Genomic DNA, 26,836 nt, shown 5'->3' on the forward strand with positions numbered 1-26,836 from the left:
CAAGTTTTCAGGGTCAGTGATAGCTTACAATTAGTTAATAGTTGGCCACTTTTGCCAGAGACATAAGGCGAGCATTAAAACTTACCGTATTTTCGTCGAGCTTAGTTCGATTAATATGAATACGAATTTTATTTTGCTCTTGCACCAGTGACATTAATGCACCATCTTCCATTACTGAAAGTTCTTCACCAATCGCAATTGTTTTTGTATCTGCTTGTTTGATGTATTGATCTATATTGTCAGTATTTTTGGCCAAATATAAGTAAGTACACTCTTTTAATTCATTTGCGTTCGCTTGTTTTACAACAACCAAAGAGAAGCTCATTCGCTCTTTTAGGACTGATTGCTGTGCGTCAATTAGGCCGCCGACCTTTCCAAGCTGCTCAGCAAAGCAATAGGTTATTTGGTATGGCTTATGATTGGTGTTGGTATACCTTACAAACGCGGGAATTTGCATAAGATACGCGGCACGAAGTTGCTCTGCTGTTTTAGCGAAAGAAACAGAACTAAATACAAGTAAGCAAAGCAAACAAAAAGCACGCATTAGAAATCTCCCTCAATGATTGGGATTTCTATAATAAAATGCGCGCCTTTTTGCGCTTCAGTATTGAGTTTTATGCTGCCATCAAGCGCCTGTGTTACAAGGTTATACACTAAGTGCATACCTAAACCACTGCCACCTTCACCACGACGCGTAGTAACAAAAGGGTCGAAAATGCGGCTGCGAATATCAATTGGTACACCATTACCATCATCTTGGTAATCAATAATTGCGTTATTGTTAGACTCGGAGATGGTTATCACAATATGACCGTGCTGCTCGGAGTTAAAAGCATGGATCAAACTATTACTAATAAGGTTCTCAACAATTTGTTGAATTACTGGCGGTTTAGTCCAAATTTCAAGGGTTCTATCACCCTCAACGCTAACTTCGTGTGGAAATTTAGCAAGCTCACCAGTTAAAGTAGAAATAACCTCATTGGTAAAATCATATAGATTAATCCGTTTACCTTCTTGAGTTTCGTGGGTGACTGCTAGTTGTTTAAAGCTTGATACAAGCTCAGCTGCACGATTGAGGTTTCGGTAAATTAAATCTAAGTTCTCAACGCCATCTTCAATAAAACGGCTCATATGTGAAGAAGTTAATGTTTTATTGTCAAAATGTGATTTCAACTCTTCAAGTTTATCTTTTAATAGTGTTGAACCAGTAATACCAAGGCCTAAAGGTGTGTTTACCTCGTGGGCAACACCAGCAACCATTTGTCCAAGTGACGCCATTTTTTCGTTTTCAACGATTTTGGTTTGGTACTGATGCATTCTCTCAAGTGTGCTCAGTAGCTCCTGATTCGCTTCTTTTAATGCAACGGTACGCTGGTTAACTTTTAGCTCTAGATTTTGGTTAAGTTGCCTAATTTCTTGCTCATCTTTTTTCTGGCGCTCAAGTTGTGCCAAAGTGCGGGCAAATAGTGTGTTAATGCTTTTTGCTAGCATGTCGAGTTCTGTGATCTTCGCATTTGGCACAATCACATCGTAATTTTTGTTTTTGGATACGTCTTTTACTACTGTACTTAATGCCTCAATAGGGCGGGAAAAACGACGTTGAAAAGTAAGTGTTATTAATAACACTGAAACCAAAATCACTAAGCCAACAACAACATCAATCGATACTCTATTTTTTAATGCTTCTTGTATTGGCGCGTCGGTACCAAGAATGTAAACATATCCATCAATTTTCGGGCTTGTAGTGCTAACGCCATCAATGTCATCAGTACGAATAGGGTATATGACCTCGATATTGTCACCTTCAACATTCGCAGTAATTTTATTTGAAAGCTTTTTAACACGTGATGGAATTGGTGGGTTATCGCCGGTGTCGTATGTCGCAAAAAGCGAAATTGTGCCTGTGAAGTCATCTACCTGATAAATGTGTATGTTTTTTATATACTCAATTTTTTCGTAGGCCTTCAGTTGTTTTTGCATTTCATCTTTATCTACAAAAACAAGCGGTACGTAAGCATTAAACGAGATAATGCCTGCAAGCGTATTAAGCTCTTCGATTAAGTTCTTTTTTTGATTAGAAACGTCTAACACTGTACTTACAATTACTGAAAGCAGTATGCTTAAAGACGTGATTACGATCACCGCACGGCTTAAGGCCTTTCTAATTGTTATTGTTTTATGAGAAGTTGGCATATCGCATTATTTTTTTCAGGGTTAGTTACATGTTACTGAGGCCACTCTTTTTAAGCAAATCTTTGTATAAACGCGATTTAGCCGAATTTGATAAGGCGTCTCATCAAGTTTAGACGTTATATGAGTATATAATCAACAAGCATATGGAAAATAACAGATCTTCACTTTGGCAAATTTATCAAACAGCCAAATTTACGCCCTTTAAACAGCATAAGAAGGCGAGTTCATTAACACTTATTTTAAGTGTGTGGAATGCGTTTGGTCAGATTCAAAGTAAACAACAAAATCGTGTTTTAGAGCAAAGAGTATTCCAGCACCTTCGTAAAAATCATATCAAGTACTCTTTACTTTGGGGTGGTTCAGAAAACATGCTCTACCGAGAACTGTCGATTGCTTTGCAGGTTAATAACTTAAATGTTGCAAAACGTTATGCCAAATTTGCCAAACAAAAAGCCTTTTATGTGATGAAGAATAAAGCTCTTTATTTAGTTAAAACAATAGGTAGGCAAAAGCCGCTGAAGCTTGCGCATATCAATAAGCGCACTAAATGCTACCCACTTAAGTTTTTAAAATTTAAGGTAAATCAGGCTTTAGCTGAATAAATAGTAAACTTTTTATTGTCTTCTAGTTTACTAAAACCACCAAATTCATCGGTTAGTGCATCTGCATAAGGCAAGAAACTATTAGCAACAATCAGTAATTCACCTTGCTTATTGAGCTGCTTTTTGGCGTCAGCGATAAATAATTGGGTGATATCGTAATTAGTTGCAAGACCAGTATGGAAGGGTGGGTTTGACACAATATAGTCAAATTTTGCATTTATTGATGAAATACCATCAGCTAGCTTTAATTCTGCATTTACACCGTTTTGGGCGAAGGTCAATTTTGCAGCAGCTAATGCCAGGGCGCTTACGTCTGATGCAATAATCTGGCACTGCGGATAATGTTTGGCTAAAAATGTAGAGATAACCCCACAGCCTGTCGCAAAATCCAGAAGGGTTTTTGGGTTATTTAGCTTAATTGTTTCAAGCAGTAACTCAGTGCCTTTATCAAGCTCACCATGGCTAAATACGCCTGGCAAAGTGACTAAACTAAGCGGTGTTCCTGCTACATTTATTTCAAATTGCTTAGCATAGTTTGCTAGTTGGAAATCAGGGTTAATAGTTAAACCTGAAAACTGAAACAAACTGCAGTGACGCGCTGAATCAACTTTACGAGAAAATTGCGCATCGTTCTTAAGTTGCTTGATAGCTGACTTAACACCGCCTTTATTTTCACCAACAACCAGTAAGCGAGTAGTCTCTGAACTTATAGCGCGAATATTATCCAACAACATTTGTGCTTCAGCTTTTGCTTTAGGGTAAAAAAGTACCACTAAATCAAAAGACTTATTAGGTAATTCAGCTGCAACTATTTGCTCAAGATTTTGACTTTTTGCATCTGTTTGGTTGGTTAAAATACTGGTAAATGCGGTTACCGATGTGTTTGGATAAAGGTTACACAGCTGCTCAGCAAAACCATCATTTACATGGTTTACCAATAAAATAGATTCGGCTTCTAAGTATTCTTGATTACGAATTAATACCTGGCTGGCAGCTGATAACATGGTTTATACCTTTCTTTCGAACATTAAGTCCCAAACACCATGGCCTAAACGGTGGCCGCGCTGTTCAAACTTGGTTAATGGGCGATCTTCTGGTCGCGGCATATAATCATTGGTTTGAGATAAATTGCTAAATTTCTCAGCAGCCATCATCACTTCAAGCATATGCTCTGCGTAGTTTTCCCAATCAGTCGCCATGTGGAAAACACCGCCAATTTGTAATTTACCACGTAAGCTTTCAACAAACTCAGGCTGAACGATACGACGCTTATGATGGCGCTTTTTATGCCAAGGATCAGGGAAGAATAGCTGTAATTTAGCTAGTGAGCTGTCAGCGATACAATCAGCAAGTACCTCTACTGCATCGTGCTCGTAAACACGCAGGTTTGTAACGCCAGCTTCGCTTGCATCCATTAAACAGGCACCCACACCTGGGCGGTGTACTTCAATACCAATAAAGTTTGTATTTGGCGCATTTTTTGCCATTTCAACAAGTGACTTACCCATACCGAAACCAATTTCTAGTACCACAGGGTTGTCATTACCAAACACTTTGGTGAAATCAAGCAGGCCGTCTTGGTGGTTTAATCCCATTGTTGCCCAATTATCTTCAAGTGCTTTTGCTTGCCCTTTAGTTAAACGACCTTCGCGTTTAACAAAGCTGCGAACTTTACGAATGTATTTACCTTCTTGTTCTGCTTGCTCTAAAGCAGTTTTAGATGTATCGCTCATATCTCACCGACGTTGAAAATTTGGGGGCGTATTATCCCCGTAAGTTGGATTTAGCTCAAGTAAAGCTGTTGCTTTTTTATAATAAATAGCAACAATTCCTTGAATTTTCAGTTTGCCTTAATAGACTGGCGACGATTTAAATCAATTCTATTTAGGGTCGTGCGTGATAATAGAGAAAAGCGAAAGCAAGTGGTTTGCTGATCAAGTTGTTGATTGGTATCACTTATATGGACGAAAAACCTTGCCGTGGCAGTTAGCTAAAACACCATATAAAGTTTGGGTGTCTGAAATTATGCTGCAGCAAACACAAGTAATAACGGTGATCCCGTACTTTGAACGCTTTATGGCAAGTTTTCCTACAGTTGAGTCACTCGCTGAAGCTGATGAGGATAAAGTGCTGCATCACTGGACAGGCTTAGGTTACTACGCACGGGCTCGCAATCTGCATAAAGCAGCAAAGATCATTGTGGAAAAATACCAGGGTCAATTTCCAACAAATATCGAAGAGGTGATTGCACTGCCGGGTATCGGTCGCTCTACTGCGGGAGCGATTTTGTCACTTTCCCTTGGCCAACATCACCCAATTTTAGATGGTAATGTAAAGCGTGTTTTAGCGCGGTTCTTTATGGTGTCTGGGTGGTATGGTGAAAAGAAAGTTGAAGATCTTTTATGGCAGCTTTCTGATCAAGTAACACCTAAGGGAAATGTGGTTGAATTTAATCAAGCGATGATGGATTTAGGAGCAAGCCTTTGTTCACGCACAAAGTTTGATTGTGATCCTTGCCCATTAGTTGATAAATGTGGTGCACATAAAGCTGAGCGTGTAAAAGAATTTCCAAATCCTAAACCGAAGAAAACCAACCCGACCAAGTCATGTTTAATGGCAATTGTTAAATCAAATAATGAAGTATTAATGGAAAAGCGCCCATCTTCTGGTATTTGGGGAGGGCTATTTGGCTTTTTTGAATTTGCAAATGAAAGCGAGTTAGATAATTGGTTGGCAACGCTTAACCTGACAGGTGAAAAAGAAGTTTTAACTGAGTTTAAACATGTGTTTAGCCACTTTAACTTAATGATTACACCTGTGGTTATTAATGTTGAAAAAATGCCATTGCAAGTGGCAGAAAAAGAAGTGTTAGCGTTTAATTTGCATGAGCAGCAACAGGTTGGTCTTGCTACTCCAACAAAGAAAATAATTAAAACTTTAACCAGAAAAGGGTAAACTGCACTCAAAGTTTAAAGTGAGACTGATTATGGCACGTACTGTTTTTTGTCAAAAGTTACAAAAAGAAGCCGATGGCTTAGACTTCCAACTTTACCCAGGTGAAATTGGCGAGCGTATCTTTAACAATATCTGTAAAGAAGCATGGGCACAGTGGCAACACAAGCAAACTATGCTGATCAATGAAAAGCACCTTAATATGATGGACCCAGAACATCGTGGGTTTCTAGAAGAGCAAATGGTTGGCTTTTTATTTGAAAATAAAGATGTTGAAATTGAAGGTTATAAACCTGTAGAAAAATAAAAAAAGGCGCCAACGTGTTGGCGCCTTTTTAATTTAATCAGCATTCCTTAATTTTTAAGGCTATTTTTTAAATAATCATGAATGTATTCATTTGCTTCAAAGAAGCTGCGCTCTAACTCATCGGCATAATGGGTGAGTGTTATACTTGAAATTTCATGCCTTTGCTCAACCAGAGTTTCTATAGCTTGAGCCGCATCAGCTACGTTAATCGCGCCAATAGTATTAGCTGTTGATTTTAATTGATGTGCCAGTTTGCCAGCTTGTTCTAAGTCTTCCTGCTTTAATGCTCTTGAAATATCAAAAGCAAGGTCCTGCCCATGTTTGGCAAACATATCGAGGTAGTGTTGATGTTGCTCTACATCTTTACCAACATAGCTTTCTAATTTTTCAATTAAAATAGGTGTTGTACTGGTTTGTATTTGCGCTTTTGGCAACCATTTCTCCATCAACTCTTCTAGTACATTAAGTTCTACTGGCTTGGTGATGTAGTCGTTCATGCCACCTTCAATACACTTTTCGCGTTCACCCTTTAATGCATTAGCTGTTACTGCGACTATGGTTGTGGCATTTTTTAGGTCGGTACGATAGGGCGACTCTTGGCGTATTTTTTGTGCTAAGTCGTAGCCAGACATCTTCGGCATATGCAGGTCGGTTAAAACGAACTCATAGGTACCGTTTTTCCACATTTCAAAGCCTTCTTCACCATTTGACGCAATATCTACACTGTAGCCAAGTAAGTTTAACTGATCGCAAATCACTTGCTGATTCATAAGGTTGTCTTCAACCAACAATACTTGGCACCGACCCTTATGTTGCTCATTGGTAAGTGGGCTAATTTTACGTTGTGTATTGATTACTTTTGGCGATTGTAAGCCTGCTGCAATAAGTAACGAGTTAAAGAACGCCGTTTTACATAAAGGCATCGCAGATAAATAAAAGAGGTTATTTAAATTTAGCTTTGCTTCAGTTAAGCGACCAAGCACGATGGCTTGCTGGCTATGTTCTTCCAGATTATAAGCAATTTTGCGTAAAATCTTGTTGGCTTCATCCATCTCGTTGGTGCCATCAATTACCCAAATAAGCCCTTGTTTTAATTGCCACTCTGCGAGCTCATCCGTAATTTGATTAAAAGGCGTTACCTCCGCACCTAAATAAGTTAGGTATGAACGTAAACGCTCTTTATTTTTCTCTACAGGGCTATATAGCGCGATGCGACGTTTTTGTAAGCGCCCACGATTCCCTTTTGCGGCATTTTCATCTTTAGTAAATGGAATTCTAACGATAAATTCACTGCCAAGACCAAGCTCGGAACTTACACGAATATTACCGTACATTAGCTCGGTTAAACTCTTACAAATAGATAAGCCTAGACCTGTACCACCATATTCACGGGTTATACTTTCTTCAGCTTGGCTAAACGGCTGGAAAATACGCGCAAGTTGCGTTTTATCCATACCTTTACCATTATCGCTAATAATAAAATCAATTGTGTCAAAGTCATGGCTATTTGAAGTTAGTTTTGCTTCTATACTTACTTGGCCTTGAATATCGTCATTGGTTTGCGTGAATTTGATTGCGTTAGAGCATAGGTTATAAATCACTTGGCGAACACGCACTGCATCACCCAACACTGTTTCAGGGATTTCTGGGTCAATATAAAGCGATAATTCAAGATTGCTCTTATGGGCAATTGAACTCATTACTTTTGCAACTTCTTCAACTACATTTACAACGCTGAAAGCTTTGTTTTCTACCGTAAGCTTACCGGCTTCAATTTTTGAAAAGTCTAAAATATCGTCCAAAATACCTAGTAAAGAAAAAGCGGATTCACGAATAATGCTGCTCAGTCGATGTTGTGAGCCACTAAGAGTCGTATTGCGCAGTAAGTCAATTGTGCCTATCACACCATTCATCGGCGTTCTAATTTCATGACTCATGGTTGCCAAAAAGGTTGTTTTAGCCTCATTAGCACGTTCTGCTACTTTAATTGCTTTTTGCAGTTCTTGAGTTCGCGCTACCACTTGGTGCTCTAAGCTTGATTGCAGCGTTTGTAATTCATTTTCTGCTTTAATATGAAGTTGCTCACTTTTATTTACCGCATCTAGTAATAAGTTCACACGTTCAGCAGTGGGTGCCAAACCCAATCCAATATTTGTATCAACCCGAAGTTGGTAATCTCCTTTTTCTGTGATCATGCTAATTTCATTATCTAACTTTTGGGTATTGGCAATAATTTTACGAGACAATGCGGTAGGTAAAAACGTTAAACAGAAAATACCGCTAATAGCTGCAAGTGCAAACCAAACATAAGCAGCATTTGAAGACGTTGCCGCGGCAACAATTTGCGAAGGCTTTTGATATTCAATTACCAATAAACCATGAATTTTATCATCTAGGCTTAATTGTTGGCTTACTATGATTGCATTGTCATTCTCAATTACAGAAGTTTTATTTTGTGGGTTATCGAAGCTACCACCCGTTTTGCTAATAAGTTGTAGCTCATCTCGTTTTAAATTAAATAAGTAGTAATCGAGTTGTTTGTCTACCGATTTAAGAGAGTGAATGATTTGAATTGCATTATTAAAACCAAATCGGGTAATCGCATCGACTAAGGGTCTATCAACTTTGTCTGCAATAGTTTGAATATTAAGTTTAGTATAACTTGAAGGGGGGGCTGTATTTGCCTGTTGCTGGGAAAAGCTGTTTATTGCCATATATAGTGTGGCTGCGAAAAAGACAAAGGCAACGGCATTGATAGTGTGAATTAGTTTGAGGGACAAAAACTTGTTAGCAAACATTTTAAAAACCTTACTCCAATTAATGGGGCTTATTTGGTTATTATTGTTATTTATTCAATGTAAGAGCAAATAAATTGTTAATTTACCCTTACAACTAGTAAAAAATCACTACAAATCTTACTATTACATACGAATTTAGCAAAGTGAATTCATTTGTGTTGCGTTCTTTGTGTGCAAGTTGGGTGATAAGTGTTCAAACGAATATAAATCTTGAAAAAAGTGTTGACTTAAAGAGGTAAAACCCTTTTAATACGCCGCACGCCCAGACAGGCAGAACGCAAAAGCAAGATGCACGTAGCGCTCAAATGTCTAGTGAAATTCATTTTCATGAAATGCCCAAGTAGCTCAGTCGGTAGAGCGGTTTGGAATAGCATTGAAAATCCTTTTTAGGTTTTCTAGTTTACCGAATTAAAACGCCCAGATAGCTCAGTCGGTAGAGCAGAGGATTGAAAATCCTCGTGTCGGTGGTTCGATTCCGCCTCTGGGCACCATCTTTTATAGATGACCAGTTTTAGTGTGCCTGCTTAGCTCAGTTGGTAGAGCAACTGACTTGTAATCAGTAGGTCGCCAGTTCGACTCCGGCAGCAGGCACCATTTATTTACTCGGAAGAGTGTACTTTAGCAGTACTGAAATAGCTAATGCATTAAAGCGCCCAGATAGCTCAGTCGGTAGAGCAGAGGATTGAAAATCCTCGTGTCGGTGGTTCGATTCCGCCTCTGGGCACCATCTTTTAAAGATGACCAGTTTTAGTGTGCCTGCTTAGCTCAGTTGGTAGAGCAACTGACTTGTAATCAGTAGGTCGCCAGTTCGACTCCGGCAGCAGGCACCATTTTATTTACTCGAAAGAGTGTACTTAAGCAGTACTAAAAATGCTTGCCAATATAGCTTAGTCAGTAGAGCTAATTGGAATAGTATTGAAAATCCTTTTGAGGTTTTCTAAGTTACTGAATTAAAATGCCCAGATAGCTCAGTCGGTAGAGCAGAGGATTGAAAATCCTCGTGTCGGTGGTTCGATTCCGCCTCTGGGCACCACTTATTCTGAAACCCTGACCTTTAGGTCGGGGTTTTTTTATGTCTGAAATTTAGTATTTGGCGAAATCTCATTATACCAATTGCATTAATTGATAGGTCACTTATTGCGACAGAGAAACGGTTCATAAACAAGGCGAAAAATTTAACATGTAGTTGTTCTACATAAGAATTTTTTAACGCAGTTAATGAGGCGTTTAACTCGCTAGAATGACAAAGTAGTTAATAAAATTGGTATGAGTTCGATGAGAAAATACATCCTTGTATTTTCCAAGCCATGCTGCGCATGTTCAAAATTGTTCCTGACAATTTTGTCCGCCTCAATTGCAGGGCACCACTTATTCTGAAACCCTGACCGTTAGGTCGGGATTTTTTTATGCCTGTAATTTAGTGTTTGGCGAAATCTCCACCGCTATTAAACCTTTTTAACTGAAGTCTTATCTCTCTAAATCGTTATTCATTGATTGATCCAAATAGCTTTTCCAATCCATCATAAATTTAAACATCAATTAATCTCAATAAAATCGTTAACAGCCGACATTAATGATCTTATTCTCATGTGTTTCTGTATTAGCAATGAATGTAAGTCTATGTAAAGTTTATTGAGACACTTCTTAGACAATTATTAAACTATGATATTGAAGATATAAAATTCTCTAGTGAGAGATGATAATGAGCAACAGGTTGAAGCCCTTTATTAGCATTAATTTAGCCATTGGCTTAATGACATTGCTAGCAGGCTGTAATACAACACATAAAATTGAAACGGATTATCGCGAGAAGATAACAACCCCAAGCGCGTGGCAAGTACAAGATGACTACTTAGCTGTTCGTGACAACTGGTTGGCAGAGCTGCAAGGTACGCAAGTGTTTAATCTTGTTGAAAAATCACTTGCCAAAAATCGGTCTTTGCAACAAAAAGCATTGGATATAGCAGTTGCAAAGCAACAACTGGTGATTACAGGAAGTGAATTGTGGCCAACCCTTGATTTATCTCTCAGCAGTAACCGTCGATATATTCCAACTACTGACAATTACACAAACGGTAATGGATTAGATGTTAATTTATCTTACGAATTTGATATTTGGGGTAAATTATCCGCAAAAGAGCGTAATGCGAACCTAAATGTAATGGCATTAGAAGCGGATTATTACTCGCAAAGACAAGCATTAGTTGCTGATGTGGTAAAGGCTTGGTTTGCGGTAATTGAAGCGAATAACCAAGTTGCACTTTTAAATGAACGTTTAGTATTAGCGCAGCAAAATCTCGACATAATAGAATCAGGTTACCGCCAAGGGCTTAATGATGCACTTGATGTGTATTTAACACGTAATGAATTTAATAATGAAAAATCCCGTTTAGTTGCCCAGCAAAATACACAAATTGAACGCATTCGCGCATTAGAATTGTTGATTGGTGACTACCCTTCAGGCTTACTTTCAGTTACCGCTGAGTTACCACTGTTACAGTCGGATATTCCATTAGGTATGCCGTCAGAACTGCTCTCTCGCAAACCGTCATTAATTGCCAGTTGGTATGCATTACTTGCCAAAGATGCGGCGCTTGCCTATGCCCATAAACAGCGTTTCCCTAGTTTAAAATTGACTGGCAGCATTGGCCCAGATAGCAGTGATATAAGTGATTTGTTAGCTGGTGGCAATATTGCTTGGTCGGTAGCGGGTTCGCTAACAGCACCTTTATTTAATGCTGGCCGTTTAAAAGCGAATGAAGAAAAAGCACTACTTGAATTAAATAAACAAGAAATAAGCTACTTAGATAACCTCTATTTAGCATTTCAAAGTGTCGAAAATGGTATTTCTGCAGAGCGTAATTTGCAGCAGCGTTATGATGCTACATTGTTAGCTGCTAATAATGCGAAATTGGCAGAGACCCTGTCGTTTGAACAGTATCAAAAAGGCCTAGTAAGTTACACCACCGTACTTGATGCACAAAAACGCTCGTTTGATGCACAAAGTAGTTTAATCAGTATAAAGAATTTGTTAATTGCTAACCGCGTCAATTTACACGTTGCGCTAGGTGGTGATTTTGTAGTTGAAGAATTAAAGGAAAACGCTAATGCCGTTCAATAAAAACCGCTTTCCACGTTTTGTAATGCCAATTGTTATTTTAATCGCGGCAGGCATTATCGTGAGCCTGATATTCAAAAACCCACCAACTACAAAGCGTTTTGGTGGCGCTAAACAAACCCAGCTAGTAGTTGATATTAAAACAATTCACGAAAGCCCATATCGAGTAAACGTTGCTAGTTATGGCGTAGTAAAACCAAGAACGCAAAGTGTGCTGGTGGCTCAGGTTTCGGGTGAAATCAGCTTTATAAGTGAAAGCCTGCGCGATGGTGGCTTTTTCGAAAAAGGGCAGGTGCTACTTAGTATTGATGAGCGCGATTACCGCTCTGAAGTGAAAATTGCCGAAGCCAGTTTACTGTCTGCAAAGCAAGCGCTGTTTGAAGAGCAAGCGCGTGGTAAACAAGCGCTTGCAGATTGGCAGCGACTAGGCAGTGGTGATGCTCCGAGCGATTTAGTATTACGCAAACCGCAGCTTGCTGCACAAGAGGCAAATGTGCTTTCAGCACAGGCCAAGCTCGAAAAAGCACAACTGGCGCTTGAACGTACAAAAATAGTCGCGCCTTTTTCTGGTCGAGTTTTGAAAAAACATGTTGATATCGGTCAAGTCGTTTCAAACAACACTCAATTAGCGGAGATATTTGCCACTGACACAGTGGAAATTCGTTTGCCTATCAATAATAAAGACTTAGCTTTTATTGATTTGCCTGAAGTGTATCAAAGCGGTGAAAAAACTAATCAAAATAGCCAAGTCACTTTTAATTCTGACTTAATTGGTGAACAAGTGTGGCAAGGCACTTTAGTACGTACAGAAGGTGCAATTAATGATGCTTCACAGCAACTTTATGTGGTTGCACAAATTGAAGATCCTTACTCTTCCCCTGTGACTGGGCAAAATCCGGTGAAAATTGGTCAATATGTTAATGCCACAATTACAGGGCGTGAAATTCCAAATGCCTTAGTTATTCCTAATAATGCCATTTATCAGGGTAGCTATGTCTATGTACTTAATAATGAAAACCAATTAATGCGAAAAGACATTACGCTTGCATGGCAAGGCGAAACTGAAAGCTTAGTGAGCAAAGGTCTTGAGGCAGATTCAAGGCTTGTTGTGACGCCACTTGGACAAGTGAGTAGCGGTACTAAAGTTGCTGTACTGGGCGAGCAGCCAAGCAAAGAAAAAAATCAAGAAGCGCGCTTAACTAAGTTAAAAGAAATTGCGAAACAACGGGGTATTACCGTTGAGCAACTGATTGCTGAGCGTAAAGCGAAACGCGAACAGGAGAAAGCCCTATGATCGCTTGGTTTACACGCAATCATGTTGCCGCAAACTTGCTGATGATCAGCATTCTAATTGGCGGTTTATTCTCATTAACAACGCAATTACCGCTAGAGGTGTTTCCATCTTTTGAAACCGATCGTATTAGCGTGAATATGTCTTTGCGAGGCGCAACACCAGAGGATGTTGAACAAGGTATTACCATTCGCGTAGAAGAAGCGGTGCAAGACCTTGAGGGTATTAAAGAGATCCGCAGCCGTTCATCGGAAGGCTCGGCATCGGTTACCATTGAAGTAGATTCTGGTTACGACCCTCGTGAAATGTTAGCAGATATTAAAAGCCGTGTAGATGCGATTAATACCTTTCCAGCAGACGCCGAAAAACCAGTGGTGTCTTTGGCGCAGCGCAAACGTGATGTTATTAATGTAACGGTATCTGGCAGTTACTCAGAAAAAGAAACACGTGAATTTGCCGAAAAAGTTCGTGATGACTTACTGCGTATTCCTGGAGTTACTCAGTTAGAACTTGATGGCGTACGTAACTATGAAATTGCTATTGAGATTAGCCAAGACAAATTACGCCAATATCAATTAAGCATTGCTGATGTGGGTAATGCCATTGAGCGTTCAAGTGCGGATATTTCAGCGGGTAATTTACGTTCTAGCGGTGGTGATATTTTACTGCGCTCAAAAGGGCAAGCTTATTACAAAGATGAATTTGCCAGCATTATTGTGAAAAGCTTAGCTGATGGTTCGTTAGTGCGTTTATCCGATGTAGCGAATATCAAAGATGACTTTGAAGAATCACCGGTGCGTACTCGTTTTAATGGCAAACAGGCTGCGTTTATTGAGGTCTACCGTATTGGCGATCAAAGTGCGATAGATGTTGCTGACAAAGTAAAAGCGTATATCGAAAATCAACAAGGCAAATTACCTGAAGGCTATGAGTTAAGTTATTGGGATGATGATTCTGTGATTGTTAAAAACCGTATTTCGACACTCACATCAAACGCCTTACAAGGTGGTATTTTAGTACTTGCTTTGCTTACTTTATTTTTACGCCCTGCAATTGCGTTTTGGGTGTTTATTGGTATTCCTGTGTCGTTTATGGGCGCATTTTTAGCAATGCCACTGTTTGGTATTACGCTAAATATTATGAGCTTATTTGGCTTTATTTTGGTGTTGGGTATTGTGGTTGATGATGCCATTGTCACCGGAGAAAATGTTTACACTCATTTAAATAGCGCAGAATCAGGCGAAGAAGCTGCAATTAAAGGCACGCAAGAAGTCGCAACGCCAGTGACATTTGGTGTATTAACTACGGTTGCCGCCTTTTTGCCGCTGGCGTTTATTGATGGCGCCCGTGGCGCGTTATTTGCGCAAATCCCTGTCGTGGTCATTCCTGTATTATTAATGTCGTTGGTTGAATCAAAATTTGTATTGCCTGCTCACCTTAAATATCTAAAACTTCGAAAAGAAAAGGGCAAAGTAAGTAAATTCAGCCAATTCCAACAAAATTTTGCTGATGGCTTTGAGCGCACTATTTTTAAATACTATCGTCCTTTATTAAATAAAGCGGTTAGCCACAAAGGCGTCACGGTTTCTTTATTTGTTGCTGTGTTTTTTATTATCTTGTCTCTTATTATGAGTGGTTGGACGAAGTTTATTTTCTTCCCGCGAATTCCAAGCGAAACAGTGCGTGCAAATCTAACTTTACCAACGGGAACTCCTTTTGAAGTCACCTCTAAATACATTGATCTGATGGCAGATAAAGCCGAAGTATTACGTGAAAAGTACCGTGATGCTGAGACCGGTGAAAGTGTCATTATTAATGTGTTGGCAACTACAGGTGGCCGCGGTGGCGCAACTAACACAGGTGGGGTACGATTTGAGATCACACCGCCAGAGTCGCGTACGCTTGATATTGGCTCACGCGAGTTAGTGTCGGAATGGCGTGGTTTAATCGGGCAAATTCCAGGAGCTGAAAGTTTAACTTTTCGTGCTGAAATTGGTCGCTCAAGCGATCCCATTGATGTTCAATTAACTGGAATGTCACTGACTACGTTGCAAGAAGTTGCAGATCAAGTGAAGAAGCAACTTGCGACTTACCCAACGGTATTTGATATTGCTGACAGCTTAAGTGATGGCAAAGAAGAGTTGCAGTTAGAGCTTACAGCGCAAGGCAAAACCCTTGGTTTAACTAGAACAGACGTGACTCGCCAAGTACGTAATGCATTTTTTGGGGTGCAAGTACAACGAATTCAACGTGGTCGAGATGATGTTCGCGTTATGGTGCGTTTACCGCTTAATGAGCGAAGCTCGCTTACTACGTTAAACTCGTTATTAATCAATACACCAAGTGGTGGTCAAGTGCCTCTTAACCATGTGGCAACACTAACGCCAGGGCAAAGCCCATCGAGTATTTACCGTATTGACCGTTATCGTACTGTAAACATTACTGCGGATATTGAAAAAGCAAATACCAATATGACAGTGTTACAGGCCGAACTTAAAGATTTTCTTGATGGTTTAGTCGCTAAATACCCAGGTGTTCGACACTCCCTTGAAGGTGAAGCGAAAGAGCAAAGAGAGTCATTTAGCTCACTTGGTTGGGCGCTCATTTTTGTGTTTTTTGTAATTTATGCATTACTAGCTATTCCCTTTAAATCGTATATTCAACCACTTATTGTAATGAGCGTAATACCGTTTGGCATGATAGGTGCGGTACTTGGACACTGGATTATGGCGATGGAGCTTACCATTATGAGCTTACTAGGAATGCTTGCCTTAATTGGGGTGGTAGTAAACGACTCATTAGTATTAGTTGATTACATTAACAAACGCAGAAAAGAGGGTTTTGAACTAATGGATGCGGTATTAACCGCAGGCGTCTCACGCTTTAGGCCTGTAATGCTCACCAGTATTACCACCTTCTGTGGTTTAATGCCGTTATTATTTGAGCAGCAAACGCAGGCACAATTTTTAATTCCAATGGCAGTATCGCTCGGCTTTGGTATTGTGTTCGCTACGTTTATAACCTTAATTTTGGTGCCAGTTAACTACTTGATTGTTGAAAAGTTTAAAACCAGTTACCGAAACTTGACGGCGGCATATGAGCAAGCTGCCTAAAAATTGATTTTCCCACACCAAAAGGAGCTTAGGCTCCTTTTTTCTTATTTTTTGCATTAAACAGTTTCTTCGTCAAAAAACTTTCTGATTATATTAGATCACAATTCTAAGTCTATCTATCTGATAATTAAGTATTAAAAACTATTTTTCGTCATTTCTTATTAATATTTTGTATACAAAAGTGTAAAAAATTATTTATTTATGTAGAAAGTATACAATATATTTTATATAAATAAGCTTGTGTTATGTACTCTCACTTAAATGACACAATTACATAAATTATTTTAATAAATGGCGAGCAATATAATGAAATCACATTTTTTGGGTTACCAAATGAGTTTTAAAAAGGCGTTACTTCCTTTAACTATTTCTTCCCTTTTACTTGGCGCACCTGCAATTAATGCGGCAGAAGAAGAGGCTGCAGCACAGGTTGAACGTATTGCGGTTACTGGTTCACGCATTAAACGTGTTGATATGGAAGGCGCATCACCGGTTATTTCAATTACAGCTGCAGATATGGAATTATCTGGTTTTTCGACAGTAAGTGATGTGTTACGTAACTCCACATTGAATAGCTTTGGTTCGTTTGGTGGTGCATCAAACAATGGTTGGAGTTCACAGGCGCAAGTTGCACTGCGCGGTGCTGATTCTCGTCAAACATTAGTTTTAATTGATGGTGTTAGATTAACAAAGTCGCCTGTTACTGGTGGTTCAGCTAACTTAAATATGATCCCAACTGCGGCAATTGAGCGCATCGATATTTTAACTGATGGTGCTTCAGCTGTGTATGGATCAGACGCGGTTGCAGGTGTAATTAACGTTATTTTAAAACGTGATTATGAAGGTGCTGAATTCTCTGCAAAAGTAGAAACACCAGATAGCATTGATAATGGTGATTCACAGCGTTTTACTCTTACAGCAGGTGGTTCTTCTGAAAAAAGCTCGTTTGTATTTGCTTGGGAGCACTACAAAGAAGAGCAAGTACTATATGCAGATTTACCTTATGCAAAAGCACAGTTAAAAGAAGAAGGTTTAGACCCTCGCTATATTGATAACTGGCACGGCATTAGTTCTACAGGTAGATCATTAGAGCAGTGGAGCAATGGTTGGGTTACAGAATCATTTAACCAAGAAAATAATTGCGATGTTTACAACGGCCAAGGCTCAGGTACGTTTATTGGTCAATTAAGCCGTCTTTCTGATGAAAGCTATTCGATTTGTGGCTACGATTGGACGCAGGCAGCCCAAGTGCTTCCTGAAACGCGTCGTGATTCTGTCATGGCAAATTTCACTTACTCACTTTCTGAAGACACAACTATGTTTGTGCGCGGTATGTGGATGAATCAAAACACCGTTGATATTTCAGCGGGTGATCCGGCTTGGTTCCCGGTAGATGATGCATTACCAGGTCGTACTATTACTACATCAGACGGTACCACCCTTAACTTAACACCAGTAGAAGCGGGCGGCTGGTTTGGCTACCGCATGAATTCTGCAGGTGACCGTACTGCTGATCACAATGATAACTCACTTGATTTAGCAATTGGTTTAGATGGCAACTTTGGTGATGTTTATTGGGATGTAAGCGCTAACTATGCACGTTATGATGCATTTACTTGGGGTACTAACTATACTAGCACACCTCAGCTTTCAAGCTCGGTAGGTGGTTTTGATGCGGATGGCGTATGGCAAGGTTGGGATCCACGTGACCCAGAATCTCGTCCACCTGCATCAGTTTCAGCTAACTTTGATAAGTTCCGTCGTTCAAGTCAAACCGCGGTTCGTGGTGGCTTGCAATTTGACATCGCTGAATTACCTGCAGGTGCTATGTCTACCTACATTGGCGCATCACACACGCGTGAAACTTACTACAGCAAAATCGATGGACAAGCTGAAGCTGGTAACGTAAGTGGAGGTAACGGTGGTAGCGGCGGTGTTGGTTCGCGCACTATTTCAGCAGCATTTGCCGAACTCGCTATTCCTGTAATTGAGGGAATGGAAGTTAAACTTGCTGGTCGTTTTGACGATTACAGTGATTTTGGTAGCACGTTTAACCCGCAAGCAAATATTAGCTATCGTCCAGTCGAAAGCTTATTACTTCGTGCATCAATAGGTACAGGTTTCCAAGCGCCACTATTAACAAACTTATACAGTGATGTAGTTCGCGCTTATGCTGAAAATGAAGTGGATTTTATTGGTTGTTACCGTGATAGCATTAGCCTTGATGATTGTGATTATCGCACTGCCTATTGGGCAAGTGCAGGTGGTAACCCAGATTTAGATCCTGAAGAATCAGATAACACCAATTTAGGCGTGGTATGGCAATTCTCTGATGGTTGGTCAATTTCGGCTGACTACTGGACACTTGATGTGGAAGGTCGTGTAGATGCTATCGATCATGAAGTTATTCAGATTATGCAAATTCAAATTTGGGAAACCGAAGGTCAAAATGTAGCAATCTCAGATCGTTTACCTGGGGTTGATATTCTATACCGTGGCGACAATATCTCTGAAATTATTAGCCCAATGACAAATGCAGGTGTGCGTGAAAGTGCAGGCCTTGATATGACATTAACAGGTAAATTTGATTTTGACGCAGCAGGCTCGCTAGATTTTGACCTAAATTGGTCACACATGATTGAGTACAAAACCAGCTTTATTAATGAAGAAGGTGCTGTAGAGCTTGGCGTAGATGAGCTTGGTGAAGTAGACCGTCCACAGGATAGAATTAACGCGAACATTACTTGGTCGATGGATGATCATGCGATTAATCTATATTCGTACTATATCTCGTCTCAAGAAGACTCATATATTGATGAAAATGGTGAAAAGCAAATAACTAATGCGCTTGACTCATTTACAGGTCATAACCTTACTTATACTTACAACGCACCGTGGGATGCAACTATTTCACTTGCAGCGTTAAATGTATTAGATGAAGAGACACCGCGTGAAACAAGTTCACCACGTGAACCTGTATTATCTTTATACGATGTGCGTGGTCGTGTATTTACACTTAACTACACGCAGCGCTTCTAAGTTAAACCGAGTTAAAACTTACGATTTCCCTGAGTAAGTTAAGCAAAGCCCAGTTATTTAACTGGGCTTTTTTTGTTTTTATATTACACGTGGAGGTTAGTTATGCGGCCAAACTTGTTTGCCATCTACAGGTACTGATGACTGCACTAGGCTTGTGCAATATCCTGTTCCCGTGCTGGTATAAAACACCTCAGCAAGCTCTTTAAAGCCATTTGATTTAACTTGTGTTTTTGCTGTGTCTGATACTGTGAAACCGTACATGGTGAACCAAGTGGTTAAATCTAACTGGGTTATATTACTGAGCGAAATATAAAGCCAATCGTTTCGAGTGATGCTTGATAATTCTGCACGGGTATAATTAGAAAAACCAAGGCCATCCTTTTTGGCTTCCCATGTGCTATCAGAGTCATCTGCGCGATAAAATTCACGTTCCCAAATATGCAAACGAGGATAGAGGAACCAACCGTTGTTAAGTGTGTTTTCCGCCTGTGCCGCCATCATCAGTTGCAAATAAATTGCGTGATGCTCAGACCAGCCTTTAGTTAAATTCGCTTGCATGTAAGCAATTGGATCTGCTTCAAGTTTACTTTGCTGAAGTGTATTAAACAGTGTTTCAAACGGTAAACTTTGACAACTTGCTGATTCCCCGGTGTCGTCTTCATAAATTGACTTACTGAAGTATGAATAGAAGTTGGTATTTGAGTGACCACCATAGCCTTCAAAACGCATGCTGCTGCGCTCTATACCATGACCAAGTTCATGCAAGTCGCCATGACCTGTAGGGCTGAAGTTCCAGCCGGCATCATAAGGGTTTCCGCTACAGCCCCAGCCACAGGTCGGTTGGTCGGCATTCATATGCTTTACAATATCGATGGTATCTACATCGAGCCCGCGTGCGGTTACAAAGTCGTGAATTTCAGGCTCTACATCAATACCTGGCCCTTTAAAGCCAGCTAATACATGTACTAGGTTGTGAGTGTAGCGCGATGTCGCATTGGCAAAGTCGGATGCAACAGGCCAAATACTACCCGCTAGCGAAGCTTCTAGTTTGCTGAGTTTGGAATGTACTTCAAAGCCAGGAGTAGCAATTTCTGCCCAGTCATAATCACCACTTGCCATACGCTCGGCAAATATAGCGTCATCATCTTTGTTGCGCCAATGAGGGTGACGACCAATATGAGTAAAACTAAAACTTACCTCTACGTCTTTTTTATCAAATGCAATTTGAATTGGTCCACCGTAGCTTGATGTAAGCGTTACTGACTCATTTGGTTTTACTTCTATTTTTTGTGTTTGAAGTAAATAAGGGCGATTATATTTGTTTTCATTAAATATGTGGGTTGCGCCTGTACGCAGCGTATTGATAAAAATATGGGTTGAAACTGCTTGGTTATCAGTGCGCGTTACCGTAAAGGATTGCCCTGGGATGGCATAAACACCTGCTGAGCGGAAATAAGGTTTTGCTGTTAAAGTAATAGCAGCGTGTTCAGGTGTTATATGGCTGAAATCAGAACGGCTAAAGTTACCCATATCAGGCTGAATAGGATTAATGTCTCGCACATTATAAACCGCATAATCGGCGAACAATGATTTAAAGAATGAAACGGTATCGGTCGCTATTTTATCCATAGGAAAGCTCACCGTTTGACGGTAGTGGTCGGCAAGTAAAATCAGCAATTTGTTTAAGCGATAGTCAGCACTTTTGAAAATATTGCGTTTTTCACTATCAAACCCATTAAACATGGCTTTAACAACATCGGCGCCAGCAAAAAATTCGTTATAAGTATTCGAATTATCTGGGCAGCTGCGGGTTTCGCAGTTTGATAAGTCGACATTAAACACGCCTGTTTTGAAGTTATTTAACAAAGTATTTATCGCCTGCATATCGTTTGGCAGCGTATTAAATACAGTGCTTGGGTTAAAGTCGTCTAAATAAAGTTTCCACCAGTAATTATCATTTTGATGGTTGATATTAAGTAACTGCAACAGTTTACGGCCGTGTTCACCAATGCCACCATCGTACTGAATGTATACCACAGGAATATTTTGATTAAGGGCTGAGCTAACGGCATCTAAAATTGCCTGTTGGTTATCACCGTCGCGAAGCATGCGAGAAATGATAATAACGTCAGGTTTTGCAGAAATACACTGGGCTAACTTACTGCCGTCACAATCACCTGCTTGATTGTATGAAACATTGCTGTAGTTAGTATCGAGCCAAGCGCGGGTTAAGCTGCGATCTCTAAACCAATAACTTTCATCTAACTGACTAAGCACAACATTAAATTGGCCTTTAGTGGTTGTGTTAGTTTGAGTCAACCAATCAAAGGTATTTGTCATAAACTTGATCATTTGATCGTTGACGGAGTTTCTAAATGGGTTGCCACCGTAAGCGATGTATCTTCCTGATGTCGGCGTTTTGCTGCCTGCTATTGCGATTGGTAATACTCTATCTGGCCCCCCAGATTGGTTAGAGCTGGTGGTATAAAGTACTGTATCGTTAAACGGATATTGACCTTGTAAAATAGCCGCATCATGGGTTGGATCCCAGTCAATAGCATCTAATACATCGCCTTGGCTATTTTTCTTAAAGAGTTGTGATTTTATATCGTTAAATCGTGCTTTATGTGACGATAATTCGTTTATAGCAGCGTTTAGAATGGTATCGCTTTCTTTTACAACCAATGCATTGCCGGTTTCAATGGCAATGGTCAGCCAACTTTTCTCGGTTGTTAAAATAAGTGATTGTGAATTGCTCTCTTTACCATCAGAAAGGGTGAATTCAAGTGTTTGATTGCCAACGCTGTCGTCCTTAGGTGTTCCTGATAACACCAAAGTAGTGGTGTTAAAACTAAGCCAGTTAGGTAAATTCAGCGGTGTTATTTCTACACTGTCATTGTCGTCATCCTTTACTTGAAGCTGCAAACTAAAGCTTTCATCCGCGCGAGTTGTAGCTTGTGTGGTAACTAAAATGGGTAAGTTATTGGCCGCATCAACAGTCACAGAGAAAGTTAAAGAGCTCTCGGCCTTGCCATCACTTACTGTCAAAATAATGTTTTCAAACGTACCTACATGCTCATTTTTCGCTGTGCCTGACAACTTACCTGTATTTGCCTCAAGGATAAGCCAAGCTGGTAAATTAGATGTTGAAAAAGTTAGTTTGTCACCGTCATTATCTTTAACCGTAGGTAAAAATTCATATGCAATGCCGACAATGGCATTTTTCGGTGTACCTGAAATTTCAGGTGGGGTATTTGTAATTGGCGCTTTGTTTACAGTAATGCTTACTGTCATGCTAGAAGAAGCTTGCGTATCGCTGACCGTGATTTCGATGTTTTCAAAGGTGCCGATATTGTTAGCGTTTGGTGTGCCAGATATTTCACCAGTAATAGTATTAAAGTTAGCCCAGCTTGGTAGATTTTTAACACTAAAACCTAAGGTGTCGCCATCCGCATCGCTAGCACTTGGAATAAATGAGTAAGCTTTATTTTCTTCTGCATTTGCAGGTGTGCCTGATATTACAGGAGGGTTATTTACAACAGGTGCTTTATTTACAGTAATGCTAACCGTGATGCTAGAAGAAGCTTGCGTATCGCTGACAGTGATTTCGATGTTTTCAAAGGTGCCGATATCGTTAGCGCTTGGTGTGCCAGATATTTCGCCATTAATAGTATTAAAGCTTGCCCAGCTTGGTAGGTTTTTAGCACTAAAACGTAAGGTGTCGCCATCCGCATCATTGGCAGTTGGAATAAATGAATAAGGTTTATTTTCTTCAGCATCAGTTGGTATGCCCGATATTACAGGAGCGTTATTAACGGGCTCATTCTCAACAACCGATACTGAAAATGTATGAACAGTCTCTAACTTACTATCACTTACTGTAAGTTTTATGTTGTTATGTGTGCCAATATTTTCATTTGTAGGCGTACCGCTGAGTGTTGAGCCTTCTTCATCAAAACTAAGCCAATTTGGTAAGTTCTCAATATGATAGGAAAGTGGATCATCTTCTTTATCACTAATTTCAAATGAATAACTGTAAGCTTTATTAACATAAGCTTTTGTTGGGGTGCCAATAATAACCGGCGCTGTGTTATTTGCGTCAGGATTGACTACAGTAATGTCGAAAATTCCGTTATTACTGTATTCACCATCAGAGACAGTTATTTTTATATTTGAATGAAGTCCAACATGTTCAATCGTTGGTGTGCCACTAACTTCTCCGGTATTTGTATTAAAGTTTAGCCATGCTGGTGCATTGTTAATTGCCATAGCAAGCACATCATTTTGCGCATCAGTTATATTGGGTGTGTAAGTAAACTCTGTATTAATTACCGCTGTTTGATTTATGACTTGGATCTGCGGCGGAGAATTGACTGTTGAACCTTCTTTCACAGTAATGTCAAAGTTAAACTCAACCTTATTAATACCATCGTTTACTGAAATAGTGATGTTTTGATATGTGCCTAAATCCTGTTTTGTGGGTGTGCCACTAAGGTGTGCATTTGTAATATCAAAATCAGTCCAGCTAGGAGCATTCTCAATGGCAAAACTTAAAACATCATTCTCTTTATCAATAACTGACGGCGTAAAACTAAAGCCTATGCCAACATATGCCGTAGGAATTTGCCCTGAAATACTTGGCGCTGTATTGGTTTCTTGTGAATCAATGACCTGTAAGCTGAATGTATAAGTTGATGATGCTTTGCCATCAGAAACAATAAGATCAAAAGTGACACTGCCTAAGTCAGTTTCACTTGGTGTGCCTTTCAGTATGTTGTTACTTAAGGTTAACCAATTAGGTAAATTTTTAGCGCTTAAGCTAATAGGGTCGTTATCTTTATCTTCAAGTTGAGGCGCAAATTCAAAGGCAGCACCTACATATGCATTTTCTGGCTCTCCAGATAAGGTCGGTGCGGAATTAAAAATGATATTAGTATTTTCTTCTGCGCTGTCACCACCGCCACAGCCTGCTAATGTGGAGACTGTAAATACTAAAAATAGAGTATTAATGTAGTTCATTGTTATTGTTGTTAATTTTGCATTGATGTTGAGCATTAACTCTAACATTTAGCAATAACAAACAGAATCACTAAAAAGTCGGTAATTAACCTAATATTCAAAAAGTTAGTAAAAGCCGATTGAGGTACTATTGGAAGTAGAAAGGAGGTGTTCCCAAAAGTGCGGTATCAGGTGTCAGCCCTTGAACCCTAAGGCTCAAGGCGGAGCGCAGTTAGTTACCGTAGGCTTCTCGGTACATGCCGAGCATGCGCAATAGCAATCTGAACTGAGTTCCTAAGAAAAGTTTATCGGCTCAGGGACGTAACCTTTCTCCAACACTCGAGGGAACATCTTTATTATAAGAAATATTGCCAAGATAACTAGTTAAAATCTGTGATTGTTTGATCAAGTGCAGTAAAAGTATTCAAATTGTTTTTGTTTTAAACAGTTTAGGCTAAAACAATGGCGTGAATAGGGCGTCAGTGTTAGCATTATCACTGAACTACAGCAATTTAAATAGCGCGTTATGTCACAAGATTATCAAGCAACTCAAGTTACTCTCGAAGAGAATGAATTATTTATTATGCCTAGCGAAGTGCATGGTGTAATTACCGGTTTACTCGCATGCGGTATTGATATTGAAGACAAAGAATACCTAACGATTTTAAGCGATGTGTTTAATGACGGTATTGCATTTTCAGGCGAACTAAAAACGTTGTTAGTTGGTTTTTATAGCCAAATTCGCAGCACTTTAGATAATCGCGAACTGCAATTTGAGTTATACCTTCCAGATGAAGACGAGTCACTTCACGACAGAGCAAACGCGCTAGTTTCTTGGGTGTCGGGCTTTTTATTAGGCTTTGGCCTTAAGCAAAAAGACTATGGCAAACTATCTAATGAAGTAAAAGAAGTAATTCACGACTTCACAGAAATTAATCAAATGGATACTACATTTGATGAAACGGAAGAAGACAAACAAGCATTTCATGAAGTAGTTGAGTATGTGCGCATTTCAGTACATTTATGCTTTGCTGAGCTTGGCAAGTCAGTACAACAAAACGCCGCAATTAATACCACCATTCATTAAGCAGTAGGATTTATCATGACACACTCACTTTCAATTTCTGTTGAAGAAGTAAAAGCGCGTCGCGCTAAATTATTAGCAGCAATGGAAGCTAATTCGGTTGCGATAATTCCTGCAGCTGTCGAAGTAACACGTAGTCGCGATACCGAATTTGCGTTTCGACAAGATAGTGACTTTTTCTATTTAACCCAATTTCCAGAGCCTGATGCGGTGTTGGTTTTAGTTAAAGGTGAATCAACTGAATCACAATTGTTTTGCCGTGAAAAAGATAAGCTTGCAGAGATTTGGTGTGGTCGTCGCATTGGCGCAGAAAAAGCACAACAAGATTTTGGCTTTGACAGCGCGTTTACCCTAGCAGAGCTTGACGACAGCCTCGTAGAGTTAGTGTCAGGTAAGCAAACGCTTTACTACGCACAAGGCACTTACAAAGAGTTCGACGACAAAGTGTGGGCGCTTTTAAGCAAATTGCGCGGTGCACCAAAGCGTGGCTGGAAGGCGCCTACTGTAATTAAAGATATTCGCAACACATTACATGAAATGCGTTTATTTAAATCGGATGCTGAACTTGCGATTATGGCAAAAGCTGGCGAAATAAGTGCTGAAGGGCATATTCGAGCAATGAAATTTGCCAAAGCAGGGGCTACCGAATATCAATTAGAAGCTGAAATTCATCACCATTATGCGATGGCTGGTGCACGTCACCCAGCTTATGGCACGATTGTTGGCGGCGGCGATAATGCCAATATTTTGCATTACACCGAAAATAGCGATGTGTTAAACGATGGCGATTTAGTATTGATTGATTCTGGCTGCGAGTTAAATGGCTATGCTGCAGATATCACCCGCACGTTTCCAATTAACGGTAAGTTTAGTGAGGCCCAGCGCGAAGTTTATGAGCTGGTATTAAAAGCACAACTTGCCGCGCTTGAGATGGTTAAACCGGGCAATACCTTAAAACAAACGGCAGATGTTGTCGTGCGCATTCTAACTGAAGGCTTAGTAGATTTAGGAATTTTAACGGGTGATGTTGAAAGTCTGATTGCGGATGAAAAATACAAAGATTACTACATGCATGGTTTAGGTCACTGGTTAGGACTTGATGTACACGATGTAGGTGAATATAAATTAGATGATAAAGACCGCCCATTTGCACCGGGTATGGTACTGACTATTGAGCCAGGTTTATATATCGCAAAAGATAGCGATGCACCTGAAAAATACCGTGGCATTGGGATTCGTATTGAAGATGATGTTGTTGTCACAGAGCAAGGTCACCGCAATTTAACTGCTGGTGTACCAAAAGCAGTGAATGAAATAGAAGCGCTAATGGCAAACTAATTT

The 26,836-nt window shown here is 39.9% G+C and carries 15 protein-coding genes, 5 tRNA genes and 1 other RNA gene; 14 read left to right on the top strand and 7 right to left on the bottom strand.

Annotated features, from left to right (window positions below; genetic code table 11):
* Positions 1–34 precede the first annotated feature (34 nt).
* Together AAEU29_RS00280 and AAEU29_RS00285 are read right to left on the bottom strand one after the other, a co-directional pair.
* Positions 35–544 (bottom strand): YfiR family protein, encoded by a 510-nt coding sequence (locus AAEU29_RS00280; RefSeq protein WP_421971584.1) that lies wholly within the window; start codon positions 542–544, stop codon positions 35–37.
* Positions 544–2,193: an ATP-binding protein gene (locus AAEU29_RS00285; RefSeq protein ID WP_421971585.1), complete on the bottom strand. Its 1,650-nt coding sequence runs from the start codon at positions 2,191–2,193 to the stop codon at positions 544–546. The genes AAEU29_RS00280 and AAEU29_RS00285 overlap by 1 nt, the downstream gene beginning before the upstream one ends.
* A 143-nt stretch (positions 2,194–2,336) precedes the next feature.
* Between AAEU29_RS00285 and AAEU29_RS00290 the strand changes: the two genes are divergently transcribed.
* Positions 2,337–2,795: a hypothetical protein gene (locus tag AAEU29_RS00290; RefSeq protein ID WP_421971586.1), complete on the top strand. Its 459-nt coding sequence runs from the start codon at positions 2,337–2,339 to the stop codon at positions 2,793–2,795.
* Here the strand turns inward: AAEU29_RS00290 and AAEU29_RS00295 are convergent.
* Positions 2,777–3,799, bottom strand: coding sequence for a methyltransferase (locus tag AAEU29_RS00295; protein WP_421971587.1), 1,023 nt, complete (start codon positions 3,797–3,799; stop codon positions 2,777–2,779). The two genes, AAEU29_RS00290 and AAEU29_RS00295, sit on opposite strands and share 19 nt — an antisense overlap.
* Before the next feature lie 3 nt (positions 3,800–3,802).
* A complete protein-coding gene (gene trmB, locus AAEU29_RS00300; RefSeq protein WP_421971588.1) occupies positions 3,803–4,528 on the bottom strand; it encodes a tRNA (guanosine(46)-N7)-methyltransferase TrmB in 726 nt (241 codons plus the stop codon).
* Between the two features lie 163 nt (positions 4,529–4,691).
* Between trmB and mutY the strand changes: the two genes are divergently transcribed.
* Together mutY and AAEU29_RS00310 are read left to right on the top strand one after the other, a co-directional pair.
* Positions 4,692–5,750, top strand: coding sequence for an A/G-specific adenine glycosylase (gene mutY / locus AAEU29_RS00305; protein WP_421971589.1), 1,059 nt, complete (start codon positions 4,692–4,694; stop codon positions 5,748–5,750).
* 31 nt (positions 5,751–5,781) lie between these two features.
* The gene (locus AAEU29_RS00310; RefSeq protein ID WP_274763308.1) at positions 5,782–6,054 is read left to right on the top strand and encodes an oxidative damage protection protein; all 273 of its coding nucleotides are present in this window, start codon (positions 5,782–5,784) and stop codon (positions 6,052–6,054) included.
* 47 nt (positions 6,055–6,101) lie between these two features.
* Here the strand turns inward: AAEU29_RS00310 and AAEU29_RS00315 are convergent, their stop codons facing one another.
* Positions 6,102–8,768, bottom strand: coding sequence for a hybrid sensor histidine kinase/response regulator (locus AAEU29_RS00315; protein WP_421971590.1), 2,667 nt, complete (start codon positions 8,766–8,768; stop codon positions 6,102–6,104).
* A 499-nt stretch (positions 8,769–9,267) separates the two neighbouring features.
* Between AAEU29_RS00315 and AAEU29_RS00320 the strand changes: the two genes are divergently transcribed.
* From AAEU29_RS00320 to AAEU29_RS00360, 9 genes are all read left to right on the top strand, one after another.
* Positions 9,268–9,343: transfer RNA gene (locus AAEU29_RS00320), tRNA-Phe, on the top strand.
* 27 nt (positions 9,344–9,370) lie between these two features.
* Positions 9,371–9,446 (top strand) — tRNA-Thr (locus AAEU29_RS00325).
* 57 nt (positions 9,447–9,503) lie between these two features.
* Positions 9,504–9,579, top strand: a tRNA-Phe gene (locus AAEU29_RS00330).
* Between the two features lie 27 nt (positions 9,580–9,606).
* A tRNA-Thr gene (locus AAEU29_RS00335) sits at positions 9,607–9,682 on the top strand.
* Positions 9,683–9,809: 127 nt separating this feature from the next.
* Positions 9,810–9,885, top strand: a tRNA-Phe gene (locus tag AAEU29_RS00340).
* Between the two features lie 669 nt (positions 9,886–10,554).
* A complete protein-coding gene (locus AAEU29_RS00345; protein WP_421971591.1) occupies positions 10,555–11,973 on the top strand; it encodes an efflux transporter outer membrane subunit in 1,419 nt (472 codons plus the stop codon).
* Positions 11,960–13,264: an efflux RND transporter periplasmic adaptor subunit gene (locus AAEU29_RS00350; RefSeq protein WP_421971592.1), complete on the top strand. Its 1,305-nt coding sequence runs from the start codon at positions 11,960–11,962 to the stop codon at positions 13,262–13,264. Before AAEU29_RS00345 ends, AAEU29_RS00350 begins: the two co-directional genes overlap by 14 nt.
* Complete coding sequence (locus AAEU29_RS00355; protein WP_421971593.1) at positions 13,261–16,374, top strand: efflux RND transporter permease subunit; 3,114 nt, start codon at positions 13,261–13,263, stop codon at positions 16,372–16,374. Before AAEU29_RS00350 ends, AAEU29_RS00355 begins: the two co-directional genes overlap by 4 nt.
* Positions 16,375–16,707: 333 nt before the next feature.
* On the top strand, positions 16,708–19,413 hold the full coding sequence (locus tag AAEU29_RS00360) for a TonB-dependent receptor plug domain-containing protein (RefSeq protein WP_421971594.1): 2,706 nt from the start codon (positions 16,708–16,710) through the stop codon (positions 19,411–19,413).
* 96 nt (positions 19,414–19,509) lie between these two features.
* Here the strand turns inward: AAEU29_RS00360 and AAEU29_RS00365 are convergent, their stop codons facing one another.
* Positions 19,510–24,432, bottom strand: coding sequence for an ImpA family metalloprotease (locus tag AAEU29_RS00365; RefSeq protein ID WP_421971595.1), 4,923 nt, complete (start codon positions 24,430–24,432; stop codon positions 19,510–19,512).
* A 146-nt stretch (positions 24,433–24,578) separates the two neighbouring features.
* Positions 24,579–24,761, bottom strand: a non-coding RNA gene (ssrS, locus tag AAEU29_RS00370) — 6S RNA.
* Between the two features lie 176 nt (positions 24,762–24,937).
* Between ssrS and AAEU29_RS00375 the strand changes: the two genes are divergently transcribed.
* Together AAEU29_RS00375 and pepP are read left to right on the top strand one after the other, a co-directional pair.
* Positions 24,938–25,498, top strand: a complete 561-nt coding sequence (locus AAEU29_RS00375; protein ID WP_372771480.1) for a UPF0149 family protein — start codon at positions 24,938–24,940, stop codon at positions 25,496–25,498.
* Between the two features lie 15 nt (positions 25,499–25,513).
* Positions 25,514–26,833, top strand: a complete 1,320-nt coding sequence (gene pepP / locus AAEU29_RS00380; RefSeq protein ID WP_421971596.1) for a Xaa-Pro aminopeptidase — start codon at positions 25,514–25,516, stop codon at positions 26,831–26,833.
* Positions 26,834–26,836: the final 3 nt, after the last annotated feature.

It is taken from the genome of Pseudoalteromonas aquimarina (assembly GCF_049257255.1).
GTDB lineage: Bacteria > Pseudomonadota > Gammaproteobacteria > Enterobacterales > Alteromonadaceae > Pseudoalteromonas.

Excerpts from the sequence above, each read along its gene's own strand:
- AAEU29_RS00355 (WP_421971593.1), top strand. The coding sequence starts at position 13,261 with ATGATCGCTTGGTTTACACGCAATCATGTTGCCGCAAACTTGCTGATG.
- AAEU29_RS00345 (WP_421971591.1), top strand. The coding sequence starts at position 10,555 with ATGAGCAACAGGTTGAAGCCCTTTATTAGCATTAATTTAGCCATTGGC.
- AAEU29_RS00350 (WP_421971592.1), top strand. The coding sequence starts at position 11,960 with ATGCCGTTCAATAAAAACCGCTTTCCACGTTTTGTAATGCCAATTGTT.
- AAEU29_RS00375 (WP_372771480.1), top strand. The coding sequence starts at position 24,938 with ATGTCACAAGATTATCAAGCAACTCAAGTTACTCTCGAAGAGAATGAA.
- trmB (WP_421971588.1), bottom strand. The coding sequence starts at position 4,528 with ATGAGCGATACATCTAAAACTGCTTTAGAGCAAGCAGAACAAGAAGGT.
- AAEU29_RS00295 (WP_421971587.1), bottom strand. The coding sequence starts at position 3,799 with ATGTTATCAGCTGCCAGCCAGGTATTAATTCGTAATCAAGAATACTTA.
- AAEU29_RS00315 (WP_421971590.1), bottom strand. The coding sequence starts at position 8,768 with ATGGCAATAAACAGCTTTTCCCAGCAACAGGCAAATACAGCCCCCCCT.
- AAEU29_RS00280 (WP_421971584.1), bottom strand. The coding sequence starts at position 544 with ATGCGTGCTTTTTGTTTGCTTTGCTTACTTGTATTTAGTTCTGTTTCT.
- AAEU29_RS00290 (WP_421971586.1), top strand. The coding sequence starts at position 2,337 with ATGGAAAATAACAGATCTTCACTTTGGCAAATTTATCAAACAGCCAAA.
- AAEU29_RS00285 (WP_421971585.1), bottom strand. The coding sequence starts at position 2,193 with ATGCCAACTTCTCATAAAACAATAACAATTAGAAAGGCCTTAAGCCGT.
- pepP (WP_421971596.1), top strand. The coding sequence starts at position 25,514 with ATGACACACTCACTTTCAATTTCTGTTGAAGAAGTAAAAGCGCGTCGC.
- AAEU29_RS00360 (WP_421971594.1), top strand. The coding sequence starts at position 16,708 with ATGAGTTTTAAAAAGGCGTTACTTCCTTTAACTATTTCTTCCCTTTTA.
- AAEU29_RS00365 (WP_421971595.1), bottom strand. The coding sequence starts at position 24,432 with ATGAACTACATTAATACTCTATTTTTAGTATTTACAGTCTCCACATTA.
- AAEU29_RS00310 (WP_274763308.1), top strand. The coding sequence starts at position 5,782 with ATGGCACGTACTGTTTTTTGTCAAAAGTTACAAAAAGAAGCCGATGGC.